Below are 18,897 nucleotides of genomic sequence, written 5' to 3' on the forward strand. Positions count from 1 at the left end.
TATTACCGAGTCCTGTACTTTTTTTGCTATGCTTGGCGCTCTGTTTTTATAAAGTCAAAAGAAAAAGGGTTATCTATGTTATTTACCCGTAAACCATTGTTCATTGCCTGTGCCATTGCTTCAAGTGTTCTATTTACAGCATGTTCAAATAACACCGAAGAAAAAAAACAAGACTCTTTAACGGCAAGCGCGCCAGCCACAGGTGAAGCGTCAACTTTGACTGAACGTAATGCAAAGCAACGTTTAATTGACACTCTTCAAAAGCATTTCAAAACAGCCAATATCAATGCCAAAATCATCGATATCAAAACCACTGAAGTGCCAAACTTATTTTGGGTCAATCTTGAAGGGATGAGCTCGGTTTATACCACGGCAGATGGTAAATATATTATCCAAGGTGATGTGATTCGCTTGGGCGATAAAACCCTCCACAACGTCAGCGACAACCTGCAAGCTGAAGCCAACAAAAAACTTCTAGCTGGACTCAAAACTGAAGATCTGCTGGTTTATAAAGCCAAAGGCAAGACCAAACATGTGGTTTATGTCTTTACCGATGCCAGCTGCCCTTACTGCCATAAACTGCACGAACACATCCCTGAAATCACAGCTCAAGGCATTGAAGTGCGTTACATTGCATGGCCGCGTGGCGAACAGTTCATGCCAGCCATGGAAAGTGTGTGGTGTAGCGCAGACCGTCAAGCTGCCTTTGATCAAGCGATTTCAGGTGCTCAACTTCCACCGGCGACCTGTAAAAACCCAGTGCGAGATCAATACCAGTTGGGTCTGAACATGGGCGTAAATGGGACACCTGCGATCTACAATGAAGATGGTGAATATCTCGGTGGCTATTTGGCCCCAAGTGAATTATTAAATCGCCTTAAATAACTAATTTTTATTTGTTATTTAACTAATATTTATAGTTGAACATAAAATGATTTCTTTCCTAGAGTCTCACAGTTTTTTTAGCTATGATCTAGGCTTGGTTCAATATATATAAGTAAATTGGAGTGTGACGTGAAACCAGTTCGTCTGGCAATCCTCGGTCTTGGTACTGTGGGTGGTGGTGCCCTTAAACTACTAAAAGAAAATGCTGCTGAGATTAAACGTCGCACCGGTCGTGAAATTCAAATTACCTATGTCGGCACACGCCGCCCTCGTCCAGACTTAGATTTAGGCGATGAGGTCAAGCAAAGTGCTGACTTACTCGACATTGTGCGTCAGCCTGATGTCGATGTTGTGGTTGAAGTGATGGGTGGCATCCATCCTGCATATGAAGTGATTAAAGAAGCCATTTTGCATGGCAAACAAGTCGTCACCGCGAACAAAGCTTTACTTGCTGAACATGGTAATGAGCTGTTCAAACTGGCGGATGACAATGCCGTGCAAATCGCCTATGAAGCTGCGGTTGCAGGGGGCATTCCCATCATTAAAGTGATGCGCGAAGGTCTAGCGGCAAACAAGATTAATTGGTTAGCGGGTATCATCAATGGTACAGGCAACTTTATTCTGACTGAAATGCGTGAAAAAGGTCGTGCCTTTGCCGACGTATTAAAAGAAGCACAAGAACTGGGTTATGCCGAAGCTGATCCAACTTTTGATGTCGAAGGCATTGATGCTGCACATAAACTCACGATTTTAGCATCGTGTGCTTTTGGTATTCCGCTACAGTTTGACAAAGTCTATACCGAAGGCATCAGTAAAATCACAGCACAAGATGTGAAGTATGCTGAAGAGCTGGGTTTCCGTATTAAGCACTTGGGGATTGCGCGTCGCGCAGCGAATGGCATCGAACTTCGTGTTCACCCAACCTTGATCCCTGCGGAAGAACTGATTGCCAATGTCAACGGTGTTAAAAATGCCGTCTTGGTACAAGCTCATGCTGTCGGCCCAACCTTGTATTACGGTGCGGGTGCAGGCGCAGGTCCAACGGCGTCTGCGGTCGTTGCAGATGTCATTGATATCGTCCGTGATATATCTTATACCGAAGATGGCGCTGGAACAATTCCACAATTGGCCTTCGAAGCACTGACCAATGTGCCAATTTTAAGCCGTGAAGAAATGACCACCGGTTATTACATCCGGATTAATGCAGAAGATCAAACTGGCGTCTTGGCGGATGTGACCACGATTCTCAGTCGTGCAGGCATCAGTATCGATGCCATCATGCAACAACCACGCTTAAAAGACCTTATTCCAATCGTGATTTTGACTGATCCAGTCGTTGAATCAAAAATGGACGAGGCACTTGCTCAAATTCAAGCCTTACCCGTCATTCATGGCGAAATCGTGCGAATTCGTTTAGAATCGCTTGATAATTAATCGGGTTGAGGAAAAGAACGCTCTTCTCTTCCTCACCAAGCTCTACACACAATTGGAACATCATCATGTCGAATGCCAATCGTTATACTGGTTTAGTTGACCGTTATCGCGACCGTTTACCAGTGTCTGCAACTACTCGCGCTATTTCTTTAGGTGAAGGTAATACGCCACTGATTAAACTCGAGAACATTCCACGTTTAATTGGCAAAAATGTTGAAATTTATGTGAAGTACGAGGGCTTAAACCCGACTGGTTCATTTAAAGACCGTGGTATGACCATGGCGGTTACTAAAGCCGTTGAAGAAGGCTCAAAAGCGATTATCTGTGCCTCTACAGGTAATACCTCAGCTGCGGCTGCGGCTTATGCAGCACGCGCAGGCATCAAAGCGTTTGTGTTAATCCCAGAAGGCAAAATTGCCATGGGTAAAATGGCGCAGGCGATGATGTATGGTGCCATCACCATGCAAATCCGCGGTAACTTCGATGACGGTATGCGTCTGGTCAAAGAAATTGCCGACAAAGCCCCTGTAACCATCGTAAACTCAATCAACCCATACCGTTTGCAGGGTCAAAAAACCATTGCTTACGAAATCGTAGATGAGTTAGGCCGTGCACCAGATTACCACTGCTTACCCGTGGGTAACGCAGGGAACATTACTGCACACTGGATGGGTTATACCGAAGCCGTTGCCAACCAACCTGCAGATCAATTTGAGCAAGTGATTTACGACTCTGAAACAGATCAGTTCACAGGTCCAAAGCCTGAAGGTTTACCAACCATGGTTGGTTACCAAGCAGCAGGTGCTGCGCCATTCTTACGTGGTGCACCAGTTGAAAACCCTGAAACAGTTGCAACGGCTATCCGCATTGGTAATCCACAAAGCTGGAACCATGCTAAAGCGGTGGTTCGTGATTCTCAAGGTTGGTTCGATGAGCTAACTGATGCTGAAATTCTAGAAGCACAGCGTTTGCTTTCAATGTATGAAGGTGTCTTTGTAGAACCTGCTTCTGCAGCGTCGATCGGCGGTGCAATCCGTGACATCAAAGCAGGTAAAATTGCGGAAGGTTCTGTGATTGTCTGTACGGTGACAGGTAATGGTCTAAAAGACCCTGATACTGCGATCAAACAGTGTTCTGATGCGGTCATGCTGTCAATCGATGCAACTTTAGAACAAGTTCGCGATTCAATTCTTTCAAACATGTAATTGAGAGAAGACAAAAAAAGCCCTGCATATGCAGGGCTTTTTTATGACTCAATTTTTGTTGTTGAGTGAACAAAAACAAAGTCGGGTTAAATACGTTTTGGTAATTGGCTTGCCCAGTTCATTAGGCGCGTTGCATCATTGGTACGTGCTGCAGAGGAGTCCGCGCCCAATAACACCACTACTGCTGGACGGTTATTTAAAGTGGTATGCATCACCACACAACGACCGGCTTCATTAATGAAACCTGTTTTTGAAATATTAATATTCCAGCCACCGTTACGAACTAAGGCATTGGTATTATTTGATTTTAATACACGATAACCCAAGTTAAAATCATAGCTTGCTGTGGTTGAGAACTGACGAATCAGACCATATTGTGATGCGGCATTGACTAAAATACCCAAGTCACGTGCTGAAGCGATATTACCTGGATGTAAACCTGTAGATTCCATATAATGGGTTGAAGTCATACCCAAGGATTTTGCTTTGGCATTCATCGCCGAAACAAAGGCTGAGCGACCACCCGGATACGTCCGTGCAAGCGCTGATGCTGCTGGGTTTTCTGACTTCATTAATGCAAATAACAATGCTTCTGCACGGTTCATACTGTCCCCTGCACGCAGTGACGAGCTTGAACTTTTACAACCCGAACAGGAAAAGTCCGCTTGCTGTAAAGTAATGTTTTCAGACATATTTAAACGCGCATCTGAAATCACCACCGCCGTCATCAGCTTAGTAATCGAAGCAATTGGCAGCGCGGTATTACTGTTTTTACTGTACAGCACTTCACCTGTATTGCCATCCATCACCAATGCTGCACGAGCATTGACACTGGGTTGGTTTGAATATTTAGAGGTATCGAAAATTTGTACCGTTTTTGAGGTGCTGTTGTTCGTCACCACACCATTGGAACTGCGAATACTGGTGGTGACTTTTGTTGAACCCTGAGGAGCGTACTCTTCAGGATCTTCCATGAGATCATCATTCAGAAGCTGTTCTGCATCTGCAGCAGACCAGCTCATGCTTGCTTGGCTAGGCCCCGAGCTCGGGTTCATCACCAAGTCTGCAAAGCTATGGGTACTGACCGTCATTGCAATCGACCATCCCAATAGATGCATTAAAAATTTATTTGATTTTTTCACTTTTCTTCACTCAACTTCATAACCCATAAGATACATTTGCGTATTCACGCCAATATGCCTTACATTTGTACACAATGCGAACAGCATTGCCGTCGACAGCGTGCATATCTTTTCAAATAAGCCTAAGAATAGGATTGCTAATTTTGTCGTTTCATTGCAAGCTTATTTTGCTTTATGTAACAAAAAATATGGTTTTTATAGTGAGGAAGAGCTAGGTGATCACAGTTTTAGTGGTAGATGACCATGAGTTAGTACGTACAGGGATTTGTCGAATGCTCGAGGACCATGCCGATGTTCAAGTTATTGGCCAAGCTGAATCTGGTGAAGAAGCAATTAATCTCGTCCGTCAACATCACCCAAATGTGGTTCTGTTAGATGTCAACATGCCAGGTATTGGTGGAGTTGAAACCACACGCCGCTTACTGCAAACCGCACCCGAGACCAAAGTACTGGCAGTCAGTGGTCTAGCTGAAGAACCTTATCCTTCCCTGTTACTCAAAGCTGGCGCCAAAGGCTACATTACAAAGGGTGCACCTGTGACCGAAATGGTACGTGCCATTAATAAAGTCATGCAAGGCGGCAAATATTTCAGCGCTGATATTGCTGAACAACTGGCCAGTTCTTATCTATCGGATACACAAACCTCGCCTTTTGATGCTCTGTCTGAACGTGAAATGCAGGTGGCGATGATGGTCGTGAATTGCATTAGTGCACAGGAAATTTCTGACAAGCTTTTTGTGAGCGTAAAAACGGTCAATACTTACCGTTACCGAATTTTTGAAAAGCTCAACATCGACAGTGATGTGAAGCTGACTCACCTTGCTATTCGTTATGGCTTAATCAAACCCTGATGCAAGCTGACTAACACCCGCATGCTGCAATACTCAACCAATATTCAGTTAAATCAATACCGTCTAGGTGTTTGGTATGCGTCTTATCGACTGTTTATTGGCTGTTGTTTGTTGCTGGTTTATCTGCTGACCTATGAGCAGTTGTTTTCAAATTATCAATATCCAGTATTGTATCGTTCTGTCCTGATTGGCTTTATTTTTATCAGTGCCTTTCAGCTATTGAGCCTCAAGCATGTGCGCAAGCGCATATCACTTCAGCTCACCTTGTTGTTTATTGTCGATGTCATTAGTCTCAGTTTACTCACTTTCGCCACCGATGGTCCAAACTTACAGTTAAGCTTATTGTTTGTGATCACGATCTTTGCCGCTTGTGTATTGGTCGATAAACAAAAAGCGCTCATCATTACCTTGATTGCTGTGATTACACTGGTTTATCAACACTTTATTGGAACGCTATTTTCAATTAGTTCATTGAATACCATTGGCAACAGTGCCGTGCTCGCCTTTTTGTTCTTTGTGGTTTATGGGTCTGGACAAATTGCAGTACGACGTTTTCAAGTCCTTGAAAATTTAAACTTCTATCAGTCCCAAGAACTGGACCAACTGCAAAACATTAACCGTTATATTTTAGAGCAAACCGAGCTCGGCTATTTGGTTCTCGATGAAAACTGCCACATGGTGCTGAGTAATCCTGCAGCCTGTGCATTATTGGGTATCTCCCCGATTTATGCTCACGATAAATATCCTTTGTACAAAGCACAGCCTGATTTATTTGAACTCCTCAAATTCGACCAACTGAAGAATGGAGAAAAATTCCAATTTACATCCCAGCTGAGTCGCTTTCAAATTCAGATCGAAATTCAAAAACTACAAGTACCGAATCAGACACTCACCTTATTCGTCCTGCAAGATGCACAAAAAATTAATCAACGTGTACAACAACTCAAACTGGCTGCACTGGGTCAACTTTCTGCCAGCATTGCACATGAAATCCGCAATCCACTGGCAGCCATCACGCAAGCCAATGAATTAATGCAACTTAACGACCCACAACAAGAACTGTTGCATAACATGATTGCCAAACAAGCCTCACGGATTGATAAAATTATTGGCGATACACTGAACATGGCACGCAGTAAAGAAACCTATCCGACCTTGATTGATGTCGCCGCTTTTTTAGAACGTTTTATCGTTGAAGATTTGCCCGATGTCAAAGATCAAATTGATTACCGCATTTCCGATCAAGCTCAGATTCAGTTTGATGAACAACAACTGAGGCAAGTGCTGATCAACCTGATTCGAAACGCCATTCGGCATAATGCAGCTGAAGCTGAGCACATTCAAATTCGTGTCTATAGCTACAAAAACCTCGTCCATATTGAGGTCTGCGATTTTGGTGAAGGGGTCGCCACTCAGGATCAAACCGCCCTGTTTCAACCGTTTTTTAGTACCTCAATCAATGGAACTGGGTTAGGATTATATTTATCCCATAGTTTCTGCGAAGCCAACCAAGCTAAGCTATACTATGTAGAACAAAAAATAGGGGCATGCTTTCGGATTGAATGCCCCCGTATAAACAATGACGTGTAATTTTTGGGGTTAAACGTGGAAAAAAAACCACTTGTTTTATTGGTGGATGACGAACAAGACTTATGTACACTGATGCAAATGTCTTTAAGTCGGATGGGGATTGATACACATATTGCCTATCGCTTACAAGAGGCGGTTCAAGCCCTGAAAACGCATCAATATGATGCCTGTCTAACCGATCTGAATTTACCCGATGGTAATGGTCTGAGCTTGGTCGATTTTATTGCTCAAAATTATCCTAATTTGCCTGTTGCAGTGCTGACTGCTTACGGCAATATGGATATTGCGATTGCAGCACTTAAAGCTGGTGCTTTTGATTTTGTCAGTAAACCAATCAACCAAAAACATTTAGAGCAACTTTTACAAAAAGCCTTTAATCAGCCCATCAGTCAGCTGCATATCCAAGAAGATACGCTTGAACATCGTCTGCTGATTGGTCAGTCCCTTCCTATTCAACAGCTACGCATAACCTTAAAGAAAATTGCACGCTCGCAAGCCCCTGTCTGTATTACGGGTGAATCAGGCACTGGCAAAGAAGTGGTGGCTAATCTGGTACATCGCCTGAGCAATCGCAATGAAGGGCCATTTATTGCCATTAACTGCGGTGCCATACCGACCGAACTGATGGAAAGTGAATTGTTTGGACACCGTAAAGGCAGCTTCACAGGGGCCACTCAAGACAAACAAGGGCTGATTCTCTCTGCACATGGCGGCAGTTTATTTTTAGATGAAATTGCCGAGTTACCGCTCACTATGCAGGTGAAACTGCTGCGCGCGGTACAAGAAAAACGCATTCGCCCAATTGGGAGTGACACGGAAATTGATGTCGATTTTCGTGTGATTAGTGCCAGCCATCAAGACCTAGAAGCACTGGTACAACAAGGCAAGTTCCGTCAGGATTTGTACTTCCGCATCCATGTCATGGACATTGTGCTGCCAGCCCTACGTGAGCGTGGCAATGACATTATTCTTTTAGCACAACATTTCATTCAGAAAATCTGCCAAGAATGGGACATCCCAGTCAAAGCATTGAGTGAACGTGCACGTGAATTTTTATTGGCCCAATATTATCCAGGCAATGTGCGTGAATTACGCAATATGATGGAACGTGCCATCACTTTAAGTGATGAAAGCAGTATCGACTTACCACACTTGCAAACAGCCCCACTGCGACCAATTGCTCAGACCAACTATGCCAATGCCACGCAACAAGGTACTGTTGGCAATGATCAACTCAGTCATATGCCTTCGCGTAAATTGCCCGAAGAGGGTTTAGAGCTGTATTTAGAAAAAATTGAAAAAGAAATTTTGATGAATGCGCTCAATCTTACCCACTGGAACCGAACACTGGCGGCTAAAAAGCTCGGCATGTCTTTCCGTTCTTTACGTTATCGCTTGAAGAAATTCGGGCTAGATGGCGAAGACGATTCCGTTTAAAGACTTAACGACGGTTAATTAGAATCTCTGCCACATGTTCAACATAGCTTTCGTCTTTGAGTTCATGTGGCATTGGATATACCTGATTTGGCGCAATTCCTACTCCTTCAATCATCCGACCACTTGGGGTGTAATAATGCGATACCGTCATTTGCAAAGCTGCACCATTCGATAACGGAAATAGTTTCTGTACCACGCCCTTACCATAACTTTTTTCACCAATCACCCACGCCCGTCCATGCTCCTTCAGCGCAGCGGTAAACACCTCCGCGGCCGATGCAGAGCGATCATTAATCAGAATCCCCACTTTTAAGTTTTGAAACTCTAGGCTTGGTAAAGCTTGGAACTGTTGATCCCCTTCAGAACGGCTTTGGGTTGAAACAATCACCCCTTGATTTAAGAATAAATCAGCAGATTCAACTGCAGCAGACAACAGCCCCCCGGGATTATTTCTGAGGTCAATCAAGACCGCTTTTAAACGCGAAGACTGATGTTCTTCAATCAGTTGCTGAATTTCATTGGCCGTATCCTGTTGAAACACCCGCACCTTGAGCACCAAAACTTGGTTATTCAACAGTTGCGCCTGAATATCGGTTTCAACCTTTTTGGTTCGGACTAAATTGATCGGCGTTGAATTGGCTTTTAACTGTAGGCTGATGGTACTACCAATTGCCCCACTGAGTAATTCATTGACTTGAGCATGGTTGAGCTTGCGTAGCTCTTGATCATCCACTTTAAAAACGGAGATCCCATTTTTTAAGCCCAGTTTGCTGGAATCTGAGTCAGGTTTTAATCCACGAATCAGCCATTGTTGTAAGCGAGAATCAAACTCTAAACTGAAGTCAACTGAAGCCAAATCCCCTTCGGTATATTGCACCAGTTGTTTATATTCTTGAGGAGATAAATAGCGAGAATAACGGTCTAAGCCACTGACTAAACCTTTAATCGCTTGTTGAAACAATGCTTCATCACTACGTTCAGCCACATAATTGTCTTTGACTAAACCGTAGATTTGCACAAATTGTTGAATTGATTCAATCGGAACCTCAACATAACCTTGTTCCAATTCATCATCAAAAGCGGGTGCTGCCGCAGTTTTTGCAACAGCCCCCATCGGGTGGATCAGACTCAGACCTAAAGCAATCACTACACCTATTGAAGTCCACGATGCTTTTGCCATTTACCCACCCAAATTGATTTATACGTCTAATGTAATTAAGTTACGACCTTGCATGTCTGCTGGAACAGGAAGATGCATCAAGCTTAACAAGGTTGGCGCGACATCGGCCAATACACCACCCTCCGCAATGGTTGCTTGGGTTGGGCCGACATAGATAAAAGGCACCAATTCTGTCGTATGCTGAGTATGCACCTGACCACTGTGATAATCCTGCATTTGTTCAACATTACCATGGTCAGCCGTAATTAACATATGGCCTTTTTGTGCCATCACCGCCTCATAGACACGGCCTAAGCATAAATCAACAGCTTCCACTGCTTTCACTGCAGCATTAAACACGCCCGTATGACCCACCATATCGCCGTTGGCATAGTTCACCACCAATAGATCAAACTCACCAGAGTTAATCGCAGCCACCAATTCATCGGTCACTTCATAGGCGCTCATTTCTGGCTTGAGGTCATAAGTAGCCACATTCGGTGACGGAATCAAAATACGTTTTTCACCTGGATATTCATCTTCACGACCACCACTGAAGAAGAATGTCACATGTGCATATTTCTCAGTTTCAGCAATACGTAATTGGGTTTTACCAAGGTCTGAAAGATATTCACCAATCGAGTTTTTTAATGCTTCAGGCATATACGCCACAGGTGCATCAATACTGGCTTGGTAGCGTGTCAACATCACAAACTTAGATAGGTTTGGTACGACTTTACGCGCAAAGCCTGCAAAATCTTTTTCAACAAACGCTTTGGTAATTTCACGCGCACGATCCGCACGGAAATTCATAAAGACGATGCTGTCACCGTCTTCAACTTTCACAGTATCGCCAATGCGTGTTGCTTTGACAAATTCATCAGATTCATCTGCGGCATAAGCCAATGCTAAACCTTCAACAGCTGTAGCTGCAGTACGTGTTGCTTCAGACTCTGTAAGTAAACGATAGGCTTGTTCCACACGGTCCCAACGGTTATCTCGATCCATCGCAAAATAACGACCAATCAGACTCACAATACGACCTTGATTTGGATATTGAGCAAACAATGCATCTAATTTTTCTAAAGAAGGCTGTGCACTACGTGGCGGGGTATCACGACCATCTAAGAAGGCATGGAGATACACGGTTGCACCGCGTTTTAACGCAAGTTCAGCCATCGCAACAATGTGGTCTTCGTGTGAATGCACCCCACCTTCAGACAATAGCCCCATGATGTGCAACGCACCACCCGCTGCTTTGGCTTTCTCAACAGCATCAACCAAAACTTCATGCTCGAAAAAAGCACCCGTACGAATGTCTTTGGTGATTCGGGTAAAGTCTTGATAGAGCACACGCCCTGCGCCCAAGTTCATATGACCCACTTCAGAGTTGCCCATTTGGCCATCTGGCAGACCCACATCTTCACCAGAACCTGAAATTAAGCTATGCGGATGCTTTGCTTCAATCGCTGTTAAATTCGGTCGATTCGCTGCTAAAAATGCATTGTCTTCGATCGCTTCACGGTGTCCCACACCATCCATAATGACCAGTACGTGAGGGATTTTGCCAGCAGTTGCATCCGCCATAATAAGCACTCTTTTTTTGTCTACAAATTCATCGCTCTATCTTACCGAATTTTCGGTCAAGACTCTATGCAGGCATGATGGTTTAACACCATCATCCGCATTGTTTTCTTCAATATCGTACAGTTATCGCGCACGTTGTAATAAATAACCACCTGCGACAAACATCAGTAAAATCGGCACAAAAACAAACCATGCGGGTGAAGGCGAATACACCAAACTTGCATAACCCAAGAAGTCTTGCAGGTAAAAGAAACCTAAGCCTGTAAACAGTGCAATGACTAAACGAAAGCCCATCGATTGTTGGCGCAGTGGGCCAAAAATAAAGGAACAAGCAATCAACACCAAAGCAATTAAGGCAAATGGAGACGCCACTTTTTGCCAAAAAGCCAACTGATAAGTTTTAGGCACTTGGCTGTATTCATGCATATAGCTCATGAAACTAACCAATTGACTTGGTGAAAGGTCTTCAGGGTCAATCGTCACCATGTGTACATATTTCGGCTGCAGTGCCAATGCCAAAGGCGTTTCAGCGGCCTTTTGTGCCGTGGCGTTACCTGTCGGTAGTAAATCAACTTGGGCCGTATTTTCTAAGATCCAATGACCATCTTGCACAAACTGACCTTGCTCAGCATTTAAAACGCCTTTTAAACGAGCATTATTGTCAAAGTCGACCACTTGCACATTTTTCAGCTGACCTTGAGAGTTGGCATAATCGACATAAATAAAACGCTGCCCTTCTCGTGTCCAGTAACCACGTACTTCACCGAGCTCAGCCGCTGTTCGATGGCTTTTCACACCTTTGGCTTGCTCATTGGTATATGGAATCACCCATTCACTTAAAGCGAATGACAGTACCACCAAAATTAAAGCCGAACGAATCACCCAACCAACAATCCGCCAGAGACTCACCCCCACCGAGCGCATCACAATCAGCTCACTGTTTGAAGCCAAAGTGCCGAGGCCCAGTACCGAGCCAATTAACGCGGCAATCGGTAGAATCTCATAGAGATATTGCGGTGCTCCCCACAGTACATAACGTAAAGCATCCCAAGCACCATAACCTTCTTTAAGGGAGCCTAGCTCACCCAAATAGGTAAACAAAATTTGTAAGACTGATAAAATAGCGGTAGCACCCAGCATCGCCATCGCGGTGGTTTTGGTCACATGTTTTGCGACTATACGACGTGCGAACATGATTAAGACCCCGCTCGTTGTAATGTTTTCTTAATTTTCGGGGCCAGCTTTTGTTTACGCGAAAACAAAGCCGCTGCTATCGCATAGATCACCAAGATCAATGGATAAGCCCAAATCCCCATTTCTTCTTTACTGACTCGGGTTTTAATGGCCATCAAAGCCACGATTAAACTGGCAAAAATAAGCAATGCAGGGAACAGCTTTAAGTAACGGCCTTGGCGTGGACTCACTTCAGATAACGCCACAGCGAGGAGCAACGCCACTACAATGGCAAACGGTACAAAAATACGCCAGCCCAACTCACTCGCCACAACAGGATCATTACGATTATCCCAAAGTTTCATGGTGGACAATGCTTCAACATCAGCACTTTCAAACTTCGCTTCTTTATCATTTTCTAAACGTAGGCGATAAGACTGAAACTCGGCTTGGCTATAACGTGGCTGTCCCGGATAAATTTCATAACGGCGACCTTGCACCAAATCCACCACATTGGCAGGATCATTTTCAATTTCAACCCGCGTGGCTTCTTTGGCCAAAATCATGACATCGGGCTTACCTTCTGCTTCAGCGCGTTGATAGAAGAAGATGTCTTTGAGGTTCTTACGGTCTTCGGATAAGTCACCCGCATAAATGGTATAAGGCCCCGATGAAATAAACTCTTTGGGTCGAACCAAATCAAAACCAGTACGCACCGCCTGACTGGTGGTGAGCTGCTCAAACTGACGAACACCCCACGGCGCCATCCAAAGCATCAGCACGGCTTGAACGGCAAGAAACACCACGGTCATAGGAATCAGCAGTCGCCCCAATTGGTTACGACTGACGCCACTACCATTGAGTACTGCCATTTCATGATCGACATACAGACGACCAAAAACCAGCATCAGCCCAATAAAAAAGCCTAGAGGAAGAATCAGCGTTAAAAATTCAGGCAAACGATAGCCAATAATGCTAAATAAAATACCTGCATCTAAGCGACCCTGCGCGGCTACGCCAAAATACTTGATCAAACGACCGCCCATCATGATCAAGGTCAATAAGGCGATCACAACCAAGGATGTCGACACCACTTGTTTGACCAGATAACGCCGAATAATCAAATTAATTCTTCCAAAAATAGGTGAATAAAAACTAGCGCTAGTTTACCCGAATAGTGAAAATATAAAACCTGTACTCTTGTTGCACTTTGCAACTCTATTCATGTTAATGTTTCAGTGGTTTAATCATTTTCAAACTTTATAAGGCTTAAATAAAACTTATGAAACTCTCTATTAATACGTCATTCACAGAGAATACGTCTAGCCAATTTTTGTTGATATTAGTAGATTCTGAAAACACGCAACACCTTGCAAATGCTTATCAAATTAATGATTTAAACAACTTAATTGAAGCGACTCAGTTTAAAGCCGCGTTCAATGAAACCTTGAGCCTCATTGGTCAAATTCCAACAAGCCCCAATGCAGCCTTGGTGGGTGTCGGGAAAGCAGCTGAATTACAAGCAGCAAAGCTGGTGAAAATTGCTCAAACCATTATCAAAGCTTCACAAAAAAAATTCAAACACATCAGCCTTGACCTTTCAGCCCTTCCAGCTGAACTCCATTATTTATTTGCCCTCAGTTTGACGCAAGCCGCATATGCTTTTGATGAATTCAAATCGAAAAAAGCAGACAACGTGCTTGAACAGATCAGCCTGATTGCTGCTGAGTCGCCGCTGAATGCTGCGCAACTTAAATTGATTGAAGCCGTGCAATCTGGTCAAAGCTTTGCTCGTGACTTAGGCAACCGTCCAGGCAATATCTGCTTCCCTGAATATTTGGCAGAGCAAGCCTTAGAACTGGCAGCCCAATATCCTGACCTACTCCGTGTTAATGTCCTTGATGAGCAGCAAATGGCTGATCTGGGCATGCATTCCTTCCTTGCGGTGAGCAAAGGTTCAGACCGCCCAGGCCGTATTATTACCCTTGAGTATCAAGCTGAACGTTCTGAAGCCCCAGTGGTCTTGGTCGGTAAAGGAATCACCTTTGATACAGGTGGCATTTCATTGAAACCGGGCGCTGGTATGGATGAAATGAAATATGACATGTGTGGTGCAGCATCGGTTCTAGGGACACTCCGTGCTCTATGTGAATCACGTTTAGCCATTCATGTCGTAGGTACGATTGCTGCAGCTGAAAATATGCCGTCAGGCAAAGCTACACGTCCGGGTGACATCGTGAGCACCATGAGCGGTCAAACCGTTGAAATTTTAAATACCGATGCAGAAGGTCGTTTGGTGCTGTGCGATACATTGACCTATGTAAAACGCTTTAACCCTGAACTGGTCATTGATATTGCAACCTTAACAGGTGCCTGTGTCGTGGCACTCGGTTCAGTCTTAACGGGTATGTTTACCCCAGATGACAAACTGGCGGCCGAACTGTCTGAAGCAGGTCAAAATAGCTTTGACCGCGTCTGGCGCATGCCTGTGATTGATGACTATCAAGAACAGTTAGACTCTCCATTTGCAGATATTGCCAACATTGGCGGGCCTAAAGCTGGTGCCGTAACTGCAGCGTGCTTCTTGCAACGTTTCACCCGTGATTACCGCTGGGCGCATTTGGACATCGCAGGTACAGCATGGAACTCGGGTGCCAATAAAGGGGCAACCGGTCGCCCAGTACCCTTATTGATGCAATTCTTAGCTCATCGTGCGCAGTCTAATGGCTAATATTAGCTTTTATCTGTTTGAACAAAGTCCTGAACGACAAGTCGAAAGTGCTTGTCGTTTATGTCGTAAAATCTTGCGTCAGCCAGAGCGAATCTGGTTGTATGCAAGCGACACTGAACTACAACAGCAACTAGATGAACGTTTGTGGAGTTTTGATGACACGAGCTTTATTCCGCATGGCATTGATCAAATCGATGCGCGTATTTGTATCTCAGCCCAACTGCCTGAGCAATCTGACTGGATTGTGTTCAATTTTAACGATCAAGCTCTTGAACAGTTCGAAAAATTTAGCCACATTATAGAAATTATTGAAAATAACGAATCGGCCAAACAACAAGGTCGTGAAAAATTTAAACAATATAGACGTCTCGGAGTTGAAGCTCGAACCTTCAAGCTTTAAATGATTCCCCGTCTAAATAAGGAGATGCGTAGTGGCATTGAATGTTGGTCCAGATTTTAAACAGCGCTGGTTAAATGTACCTGATGCTGTTCGTCAGGCCTTTATTGATGACCTGAGTCGCGTCTGCGATGTACTCAAACCTGAAACAGGTTTGCACAGTTGGATTGAACAAGATCAACGTGCTCAAGCTGTCTCGACCCAACGAATTGAACAAGCGTATGCTGATCTGAAAGCACAGCTGATTGAAGAAGCGCGGATTCGTAAACAACAAGCATTAGAAAAATCACTGGCAGACAAACGCGCAGCACAGGAAGCTTATGCGGAGAGCCTCAAAAAAGATGAAATCCGTCAGTTCAATGAGCAAACCCAAGCTTTAAATGTGATGCGTCAAAGTGTCGATCAGGAAATTTCGAGTTACACCGCACGCTATGAGAAAACGCCTGAACAAGCTCTGGACTATGCCAAAGGTAAATTTGGTATTGATGACTCACAAATTTTGTCTGAGTTAGAAAGTGTCCGTTTACGTTTAGAGCTTGAAGCGGAAACCTTAATTGAAGAGTCCGTCGCCAGCTACCGCAGTAAGCTGCAAGCCGCGGCTCAAGAAGAAATTGACTATATTTTCTCTGTACACGACAAAAATAGATAACTCATTGAAATAATGTCACAATAATTGTTTTCTAACGACGAATACTATGACACATCTCAATGAGTTATATCTTATCTTAAACAAATCTCTAAAATGGAACAAGTCACATTTAAAGTGCTTTGCGCTCATCATGCTTGTGATTATTTTAAAGCAAACATGTAATCTTTCTTCTGCATCTAAAGCCTTGCCCATCAAGTGTTTACCACAATCATTTTATCGACGTATGCAGCGCTTCTTTGCAGGTCAGTATTTTGATTATCGTCAAATTTCTCAGTTGATTTTCAATATGTTTTCATTCGACCAAGTGCAACTGACTTTAGATAGAACCAATTGGAAATGGGGAAAACGAAATATTAATATCCTGATGCTCGCAATCGTTTATCGTGGAATAGCGATACCTATCCTTTGGACATTGCTTAATAAACGTGGAAATTCAGATACGAAAGAGCGTATTGCTTTGATTCAACGCTTTATAGCCATTTTTGGTAAAGACCGTATTGTGAATGTGTTCGCAGACAGAGAGTTTATCGGTGAGCAGTGGTTTACATGGTTAATTGAACAAGACATCAACTTCTGCATTCGTGTTAAAAAAACTTCATTGTCACCAATCATTTAGGAAAGAATCATAAAATTAGTGATTTATTTCGCCATCTTAAAGTTGGTCAAATTGAATGTCGTAAACGACGGATTTTGGTTGGTCGGGTGAAACTATATATAAGTGCACTACAGTTAGAAAATGGAGAGCTTTTACTCGTCGTTTCTCCTCAGTTTAATGCCAATGCTATTCAGGATTATGCATTACGCTGGGAAATTGAAACCTTATTCAGTTGTCTCAAAGGACGCGGGTTTAATCTTGAAAATACGCGCTTGACAGACCCTAGACGAGTGAAAAAATTGATTGCGGTGTTAGCTATAAGCTTCTGTTGGTGTTACTTAACGGGTGAATGGCAACATAATCAAAAAAAAGCGATAAAAATAAAGAAGCATGGACGACTCTCAATGAGTTTATTTCGCTATGGTTTAGACTATGTTCAAATGGCGATTCAGCGTTTAATTGGTTTTGGGAAAAAAGAAGAGTTTAAGGAAATTTTGGCAATTTTAAGAAAGCAGAATCCTGATAGGATAAGGGTTCTGTGAAATTTGTCGTGTACAGAGCTATATTTTGAAAAATTCAGACTTTTCTGATGAAGTGGTATCCAACTCTGCCTAACTGGCCTTGGCTTCCACTTAAACTCACTTCGGTGAGTTTTTTTATGCACCCTTGTTTTGCTCGGCTGATGTGGTCTGTGATCTCAAACCAACACATCAACCATAAACGATAAGGTATTGCCCACACCATAACCAATCGCCAACAAACTACCAATCCAAATCAGGCCACCGGTCACGTTGTACCACATAAAAGTCGCCAAGCTCATATGCCCTGCGCCCGCAGCAAAAGGCGCGAAAGAACGTACAAAAGGAATAAAACGTGCCACTAAAATGGTTTTACCACCATGCTTTAAGAAATATTGATTGGTCTTCATCATATATTCGGGTTTCAGCCAACGCGAATGCTGATGGGCAAATTTAAAGCCCAGCTTCTGACCGGTATAATAATTGACGATATAACCCAATACCGCAGCAATCATCATCAAAATACCCATGGTGTGGATATGGATTAAATCCGAGCTAGAACATAGGGTACCAATGGCAATCAGTAAACTGTCACCCGGCAAAAAGAACATAAAAACGAAACCGGTTTCTGCAAAAATAATCAGAAAAAGAATCGCATAAATCCAAAGGCCGTATTCTGCAAGCAGTACGGGCAATAATTGTTCTAGATGGAGAAAAAAATCAATCATTGTCACCGATCCGTGCAATGAACTGCGTACTATCTTTCATCATACTCAATTGCTTACCTATTCATTTCAAAAGAAAAACTCCCTCATTTTGGGCAAATAGGGAGCTCATCTTTTGTCTATTCTTGCTGCAATCTAAACGATTTTTCTATTTCAAGAAACCATTTTGTGCCAAAAAGTCTAAACTAATTTTAGATTGTGGGGGAGTTTCCGCAGCTTTGTCACCCATCATCAGACGTTCAATGTAGCGTGCTAACACATCCACTTCAAGGTTCACTTGACTGCCTGCCTTCCACGTTCCAATGTTGGTTCGTTCAGCCGTATGCGGAATTAAATTGAGGCTTAAAATACGCCCACGCAAATGATTAATGGTTAAACTGATCCCATCGACCGTGATCGAGCCTTTTTCTGCCAAGTAACGTGCAATCTCGGCTGGCGCAGTCACTTCAAAATAAAGCGAGCGTGCATCTTCACGCACAACGGTGATTTCACCCACAGCATCGACATGACCTGACACAATGTGTCCACCAAAACGTGTAGTGGGCAACATCGCCTTTTCCACATTGACACGTTGGCCAACTTTCCAGTGGGTCAGTGTGGTTCGGTTCAAACTTTCACGTGAGACATCGGCAGCATACCAGTGCTCACCCCAGTCAATCACTGTGAGGCAAATGCCATTGGTGGCAATCGAGTCACCCAAATGTACATCTGACATATCAAGATCCGTACCAATGCGCAACCGCACATCGCCACCGACATTTTGTACGCTTTCAACTGTGCCTAGACTTTCAATGATCCCTGTAAACATGTCTTATTTCT

17 protein-coding genes are annotated in these 18,897 nt (G+C 43.6%); 10 read left to right on the forward strand and 7 right to left on the reverse strand.

Annotated elements, in window-relative coordinates; translation table 11 throughout:
• The first annotated feature begins 75 nt into the window (after nt 1-75).
• The 3 genes from AC4CU2_RS15880 to thrC all read left to right on the forward strand — a co-directional run bounded on the left by AC4CU2_RS15880 (nt 76) and on the right by thrC (nt 3,524).
• Nucleotides 76-885 carry a DsbC family protein gene (locus AC4CU2_RS15880; RefSeq protein WP_004692830.1) on the forward strand — a complete coding sequence of 270 codons (810 nt, stop codon included), beginning with the start codon at nt 76-78 and terminating at the stop codon, nt 883-885.
• Between the two features lie 129 nt (nt 886-1,014).
• Nucleotides 1,015-2,319, forward strand: a complete 1,305-nt coding sequence (locus tag AC4CU2_RS15885) for a homoserine dehydrogenase (protein ID WP_010325700.1) — start codon at nt 1,015-1,017, stop codon at nt 2,317-2,319.
• Between the two features lie 65 nt (nt 2,320-2,384).
• Nucleotides 2,385-3,524 carry a threonine synthase gene (gene thrC / locus AC4CU2_RS15890; RefSeq protein WP_348958318.1) on the forward strand — a complete coding sequence of 380 codons (1,140 nt, stop codon included), beginning with the start codon at nt 2,385-2,387 and terminating at the stop codon, nt 3,522-3,524.
• 86 nt (nt 3,525-3,610) lie between these two features.
• Here thrC and AC4CU2_RS15895 read toward each other — a convergent pair whose 3' ends face one another.
• Nucleotides 3,611-4,666, reverse strand: coding sequence for a serine hydrolase family protein (locus AC4CU2_RS15895; protein ID WP_348958319.1), 1,056 nt, complete (start codon nt 4,664-4,666; stop codon nt 3,611-3,613).
• A gap of 215 nt (nt 4,667-4,881) precedes the next feature.
• Here AC4CU2_RS15895 and gacA point away from each other — a divergent pair, with 215 nt between their 5' ends.
• The 3 genes from gacA to AC4CU2_RS15910 all read left to right on the forward strand — a co-directional run bounded on the left by gacA (nt 4,882) and on the right by AC4CU2_RS15910 (nt 8,544).
• The gene (gene gacA / locus AC4CU2_RS15900; RefSeq protein WP_004692836.1) at nt 4,882-5,517 is read left to right on the forward strand and encodes a response regulator transcription factor GacA; all 636 of its coding nucleotides are present in this window, start codon (nt 4,882-4,884) and stop codon (nt 5,515-5,517) included.
• Between the two features lie 21 nt (nt 5,518-5,538).
• Nucleotides 5,539-7,107 (forward strand): sensor histidine kinase, encoded by a 1,569-nt coding sequence (locus AC4CU2_RS15905; protein ID WP_287166748.1) that lies wholly within the window; start codon nt 5,539-5,541, stop codon nt 7,105-7,107.
• Between the two features lie 72 nt (nt 7,108-7,179).
• The gene (locus AC4CU2_RS15910; protein ID WP_490769247.1) at nt 7,180-8,544 is read left to right on the forward strand and encodes a sigma-54-dependent transcriptional regulator; all 1,365 of its coding nucleotides are present in this window, start codon (nt 7,180-7,182) and stop codon (nt 8,542-8,544) included.
• 4 nt (nt 8,545-8,548) lie between these two features.
• On the opposite strand, the gene AC4CU2_RS15915 is transcribed toward AC4CU2_RS15910, so the two are convergent.
• The 4 genes from AC4CU2_RS15915 to lptF form a co-directional block, all read right to left on the reverse strand.
• The gene (locus AC4CU2_RS15915) at nt 8,549-9,724 is read right to left on the reverse strand and encodes a S41 family peptidase (protein ID WP_004692840.1); all 1,176 of its coding nucleotides are present in this window, start codon (nt 9,722-9,724) and stop codon (nt 8,549-8,551) included.
• 18 nt (nt 9,725-9,742) lie between these two features.
• Complete coding sequence (gene gpmI, locus AC4CU2_RS15920; RefSeq protein ID WP_287166747.1) at nt 9,743-11,290, reverse strand: 2,3-bisphosphoglycerate-independent phosphoglycerate mutase; 1,548 nt, start codon at nt 11,288-11,290, stop codon at nt 9,743-9,745.
• Between the two features lie 123 nt (nt 11,291-11,413).
• Nucleotides 11,414-12,484 (reverse strand): LPS export ABC transporter permease LptG, encoded by a 1,071-nt coding sequence (gene lptG / locus AC4CU2_RS15925; RefSeq protein WP_058868725.1) that lies wholly within the window; start codon nt 12,482-12,484, stop codon nt 11,414-11,416.
• Nucleotides 12,485-12,486: 2 nt separating this feature from the next.
• Nucleotides 12,487-13,587, reverse strand: coding sequence for an LPS export ABC transporter permease LptF (gene lptF, locus AC4CU2_RS15930; protein ID WP_287166745.1), 1,101 nt, complete (start codon nt 13,585-13,587; stop codon nt 12,487-12,489).
• A 158-nt stretch (nt 13,588-13,745) separates the two neighbouring features.
• Between lptF and AC4CU2_RS15935 the strand changes: the two genes are divergently transcribed.
• The 4 genes from AC4CU2_RS15935 (at nt 13,746) to AC4CU2_RS15950 (ending at nt 17,377) form a co-directional block, all read left to right on the forward strand.
• Nucleotides 13,746-15,194, forward strand: coding sequence for a leucyl aminopeptidase (locus AC4CU2_RS15935; RefSeq protein WP_287166744.1), 1,449 nt, complete (start codon nt 13,746-13,748; stop codon nt 15,192-15,194).
• Entirely contained in the window at nt 15,187-15,594 is a 408-nt protein-coding gene (locus tag AC4CU2_RS15940; protein WP_078425943.1) for a DNA polymerase III subunit chi, read from the forward strand. Before AC4CU2_RS15935 ends, AC4CU2_RS15940 begins: the two co-directional genes overlap by 8 nt.
• A 31-nt stretch (nt 15,595-15,625) precedes the next feature.
• Nucleotides 15,626-16,240 (forward strand): cell division protein BlhA, encoded by a 615-nt coding sequence (blhA, locus tag AC4CU2_RS15945; protein WP_490769094.1) that lies wholly within the window; start codon nt 15,626-15,628, stop codon nt 16,238-16,240.
• Nucleotides 16,241-16,286: 46 nt separating this feature from the next.
• Nucleotides 16,287-17,377, forward strand: a protein-coding gene (locus tag AC4CU2_RS15950; protein WP_085940648.1) for an IS4-like element ISAba1 family transposase whose coding sequence is annotated in 2 segments (ribosomal slippage) — nt 16,287-16,827 and nt 16,827-17,377 — 1,092 coding nt in all. Because the reading frame shifts where the segments join, the coding sequence is not laid out codon by codon here.
• Nucleotides 17,378-17,532: 155 nt separating this feature from the next.
• Here AC4CU2_RS15950 and AC4CU2_RS15955 read toward each other — a convergent pair.
• Nucleotides 17,533-18,081 (reverse strand): VTT domain-containing protein, encoded by a 549-nt coding sequence (locus AC4CU2_RS15955; protein ID WP_490769095.1) that lies wholly within the window; start codon nt 18,079-18,081, stop codon nt 17,533-17,535.
• 145 nt (nt 18,082-18,226) lie between these two features.
• Nucleotides 18,227-18,886, reverse strand: a complete 660-nt coding sequence (locus AC4CU2_RS15960) for a riboflavin synthase (protein ID WP_176536997.1) — start codon at nt 18,884-18,886, stop codon at nt 18,227-18,229.
• Nucleotides 18,887-18,897: the final 11 nt, after the last annotated feature.

It is taken from the genome of Acinetobacter sp. 797_lipA, assembly GCF_058243025.1.

What these genes read in the sequence shown, in the direction of transcription:
- AC4CU2_RS15940 (WP_078425943.1), top strand. Translation starts at nt 15,187, where the DNA reads ATGGCTAATATTAGCTTTTATCTGTTTGAACAAAGTCCTGAACGACAA.
- AC4CU2_RS15915 (WP_004692840.1), bottom strand. Translation starts at nt 9,724, where the DNA reads ATGGCAAAAGCATCGTGGACTTCAATAGGTGTAGTGATTGCTTTAGGT.
- AC4CU2_RS15955 (WP_490769095.1), bottom strand. Translation starts at nt 18,081, where the DNA reads ATGATTGATTTTTTTCTCCATCTAGAACAATTATTGCCCGTACTGCTT.
- AC4CU2_RS15910 (WP_490769247.1), top strand. Translation starts at nt 7,180, where the DNA reads ATGCAAATGTCTTTAAGTCGGATGGGGATTGATACACATATTGCCTAT.
- thrC (WP_348958318.1), top strand. Translation starts at nt 2,385, where the DNA reads ATGTCGAATGCCAATCGTTATACTGGTTTAGTTGACCGTTATCGCGAC.
- AC4CU2_RS15905 (WP_287166748.1), top strand. Translation starts at nt 5,539, where the DNA reads ATGCTGCAATACTCAACCAATATTCAGTTAAATCAATACCGTCTAGGT.
- AC4CU2_RS15935 (WP_287166744.1), top strand. Translation starts at nt 13,746, where the DNA reads ATGAAACTCTCTATTAATACGTCATTCACAGAGAATACGTCTAGCCAA.
- AC4CU2_RS15960 (WP_176536997.1), bottom strand. Translation starts at nt 18,886, where the DNA reads ATGTTTACAGGGATCATTGAAAGTCTAGGCACAGTTGAAAGCGTACAA.
- lptG (WP_058868725.1), bottom strand. Translation starts at nt 12,484, where the DNA reads ATGTTCGCACGTCGTATAGTCGCAAAACATGTGACCAAAACCACCGCG.
- AC4CU2_RS15880 (WP_004692830.1), top strand. Translation starts at nt 76, where the DNA reads ATGTTATTTACCCGTAAACCATTGTTCATTGCCTGTGCCATTGCTTCA.
- gpmI (WP_287166747.1), bottom strand. Translation starts at nt 11,290, where the DNA reads ATGGCGGATGCAACTGCTGGCAAAATCCCTCACGTACTGGTCATTATG.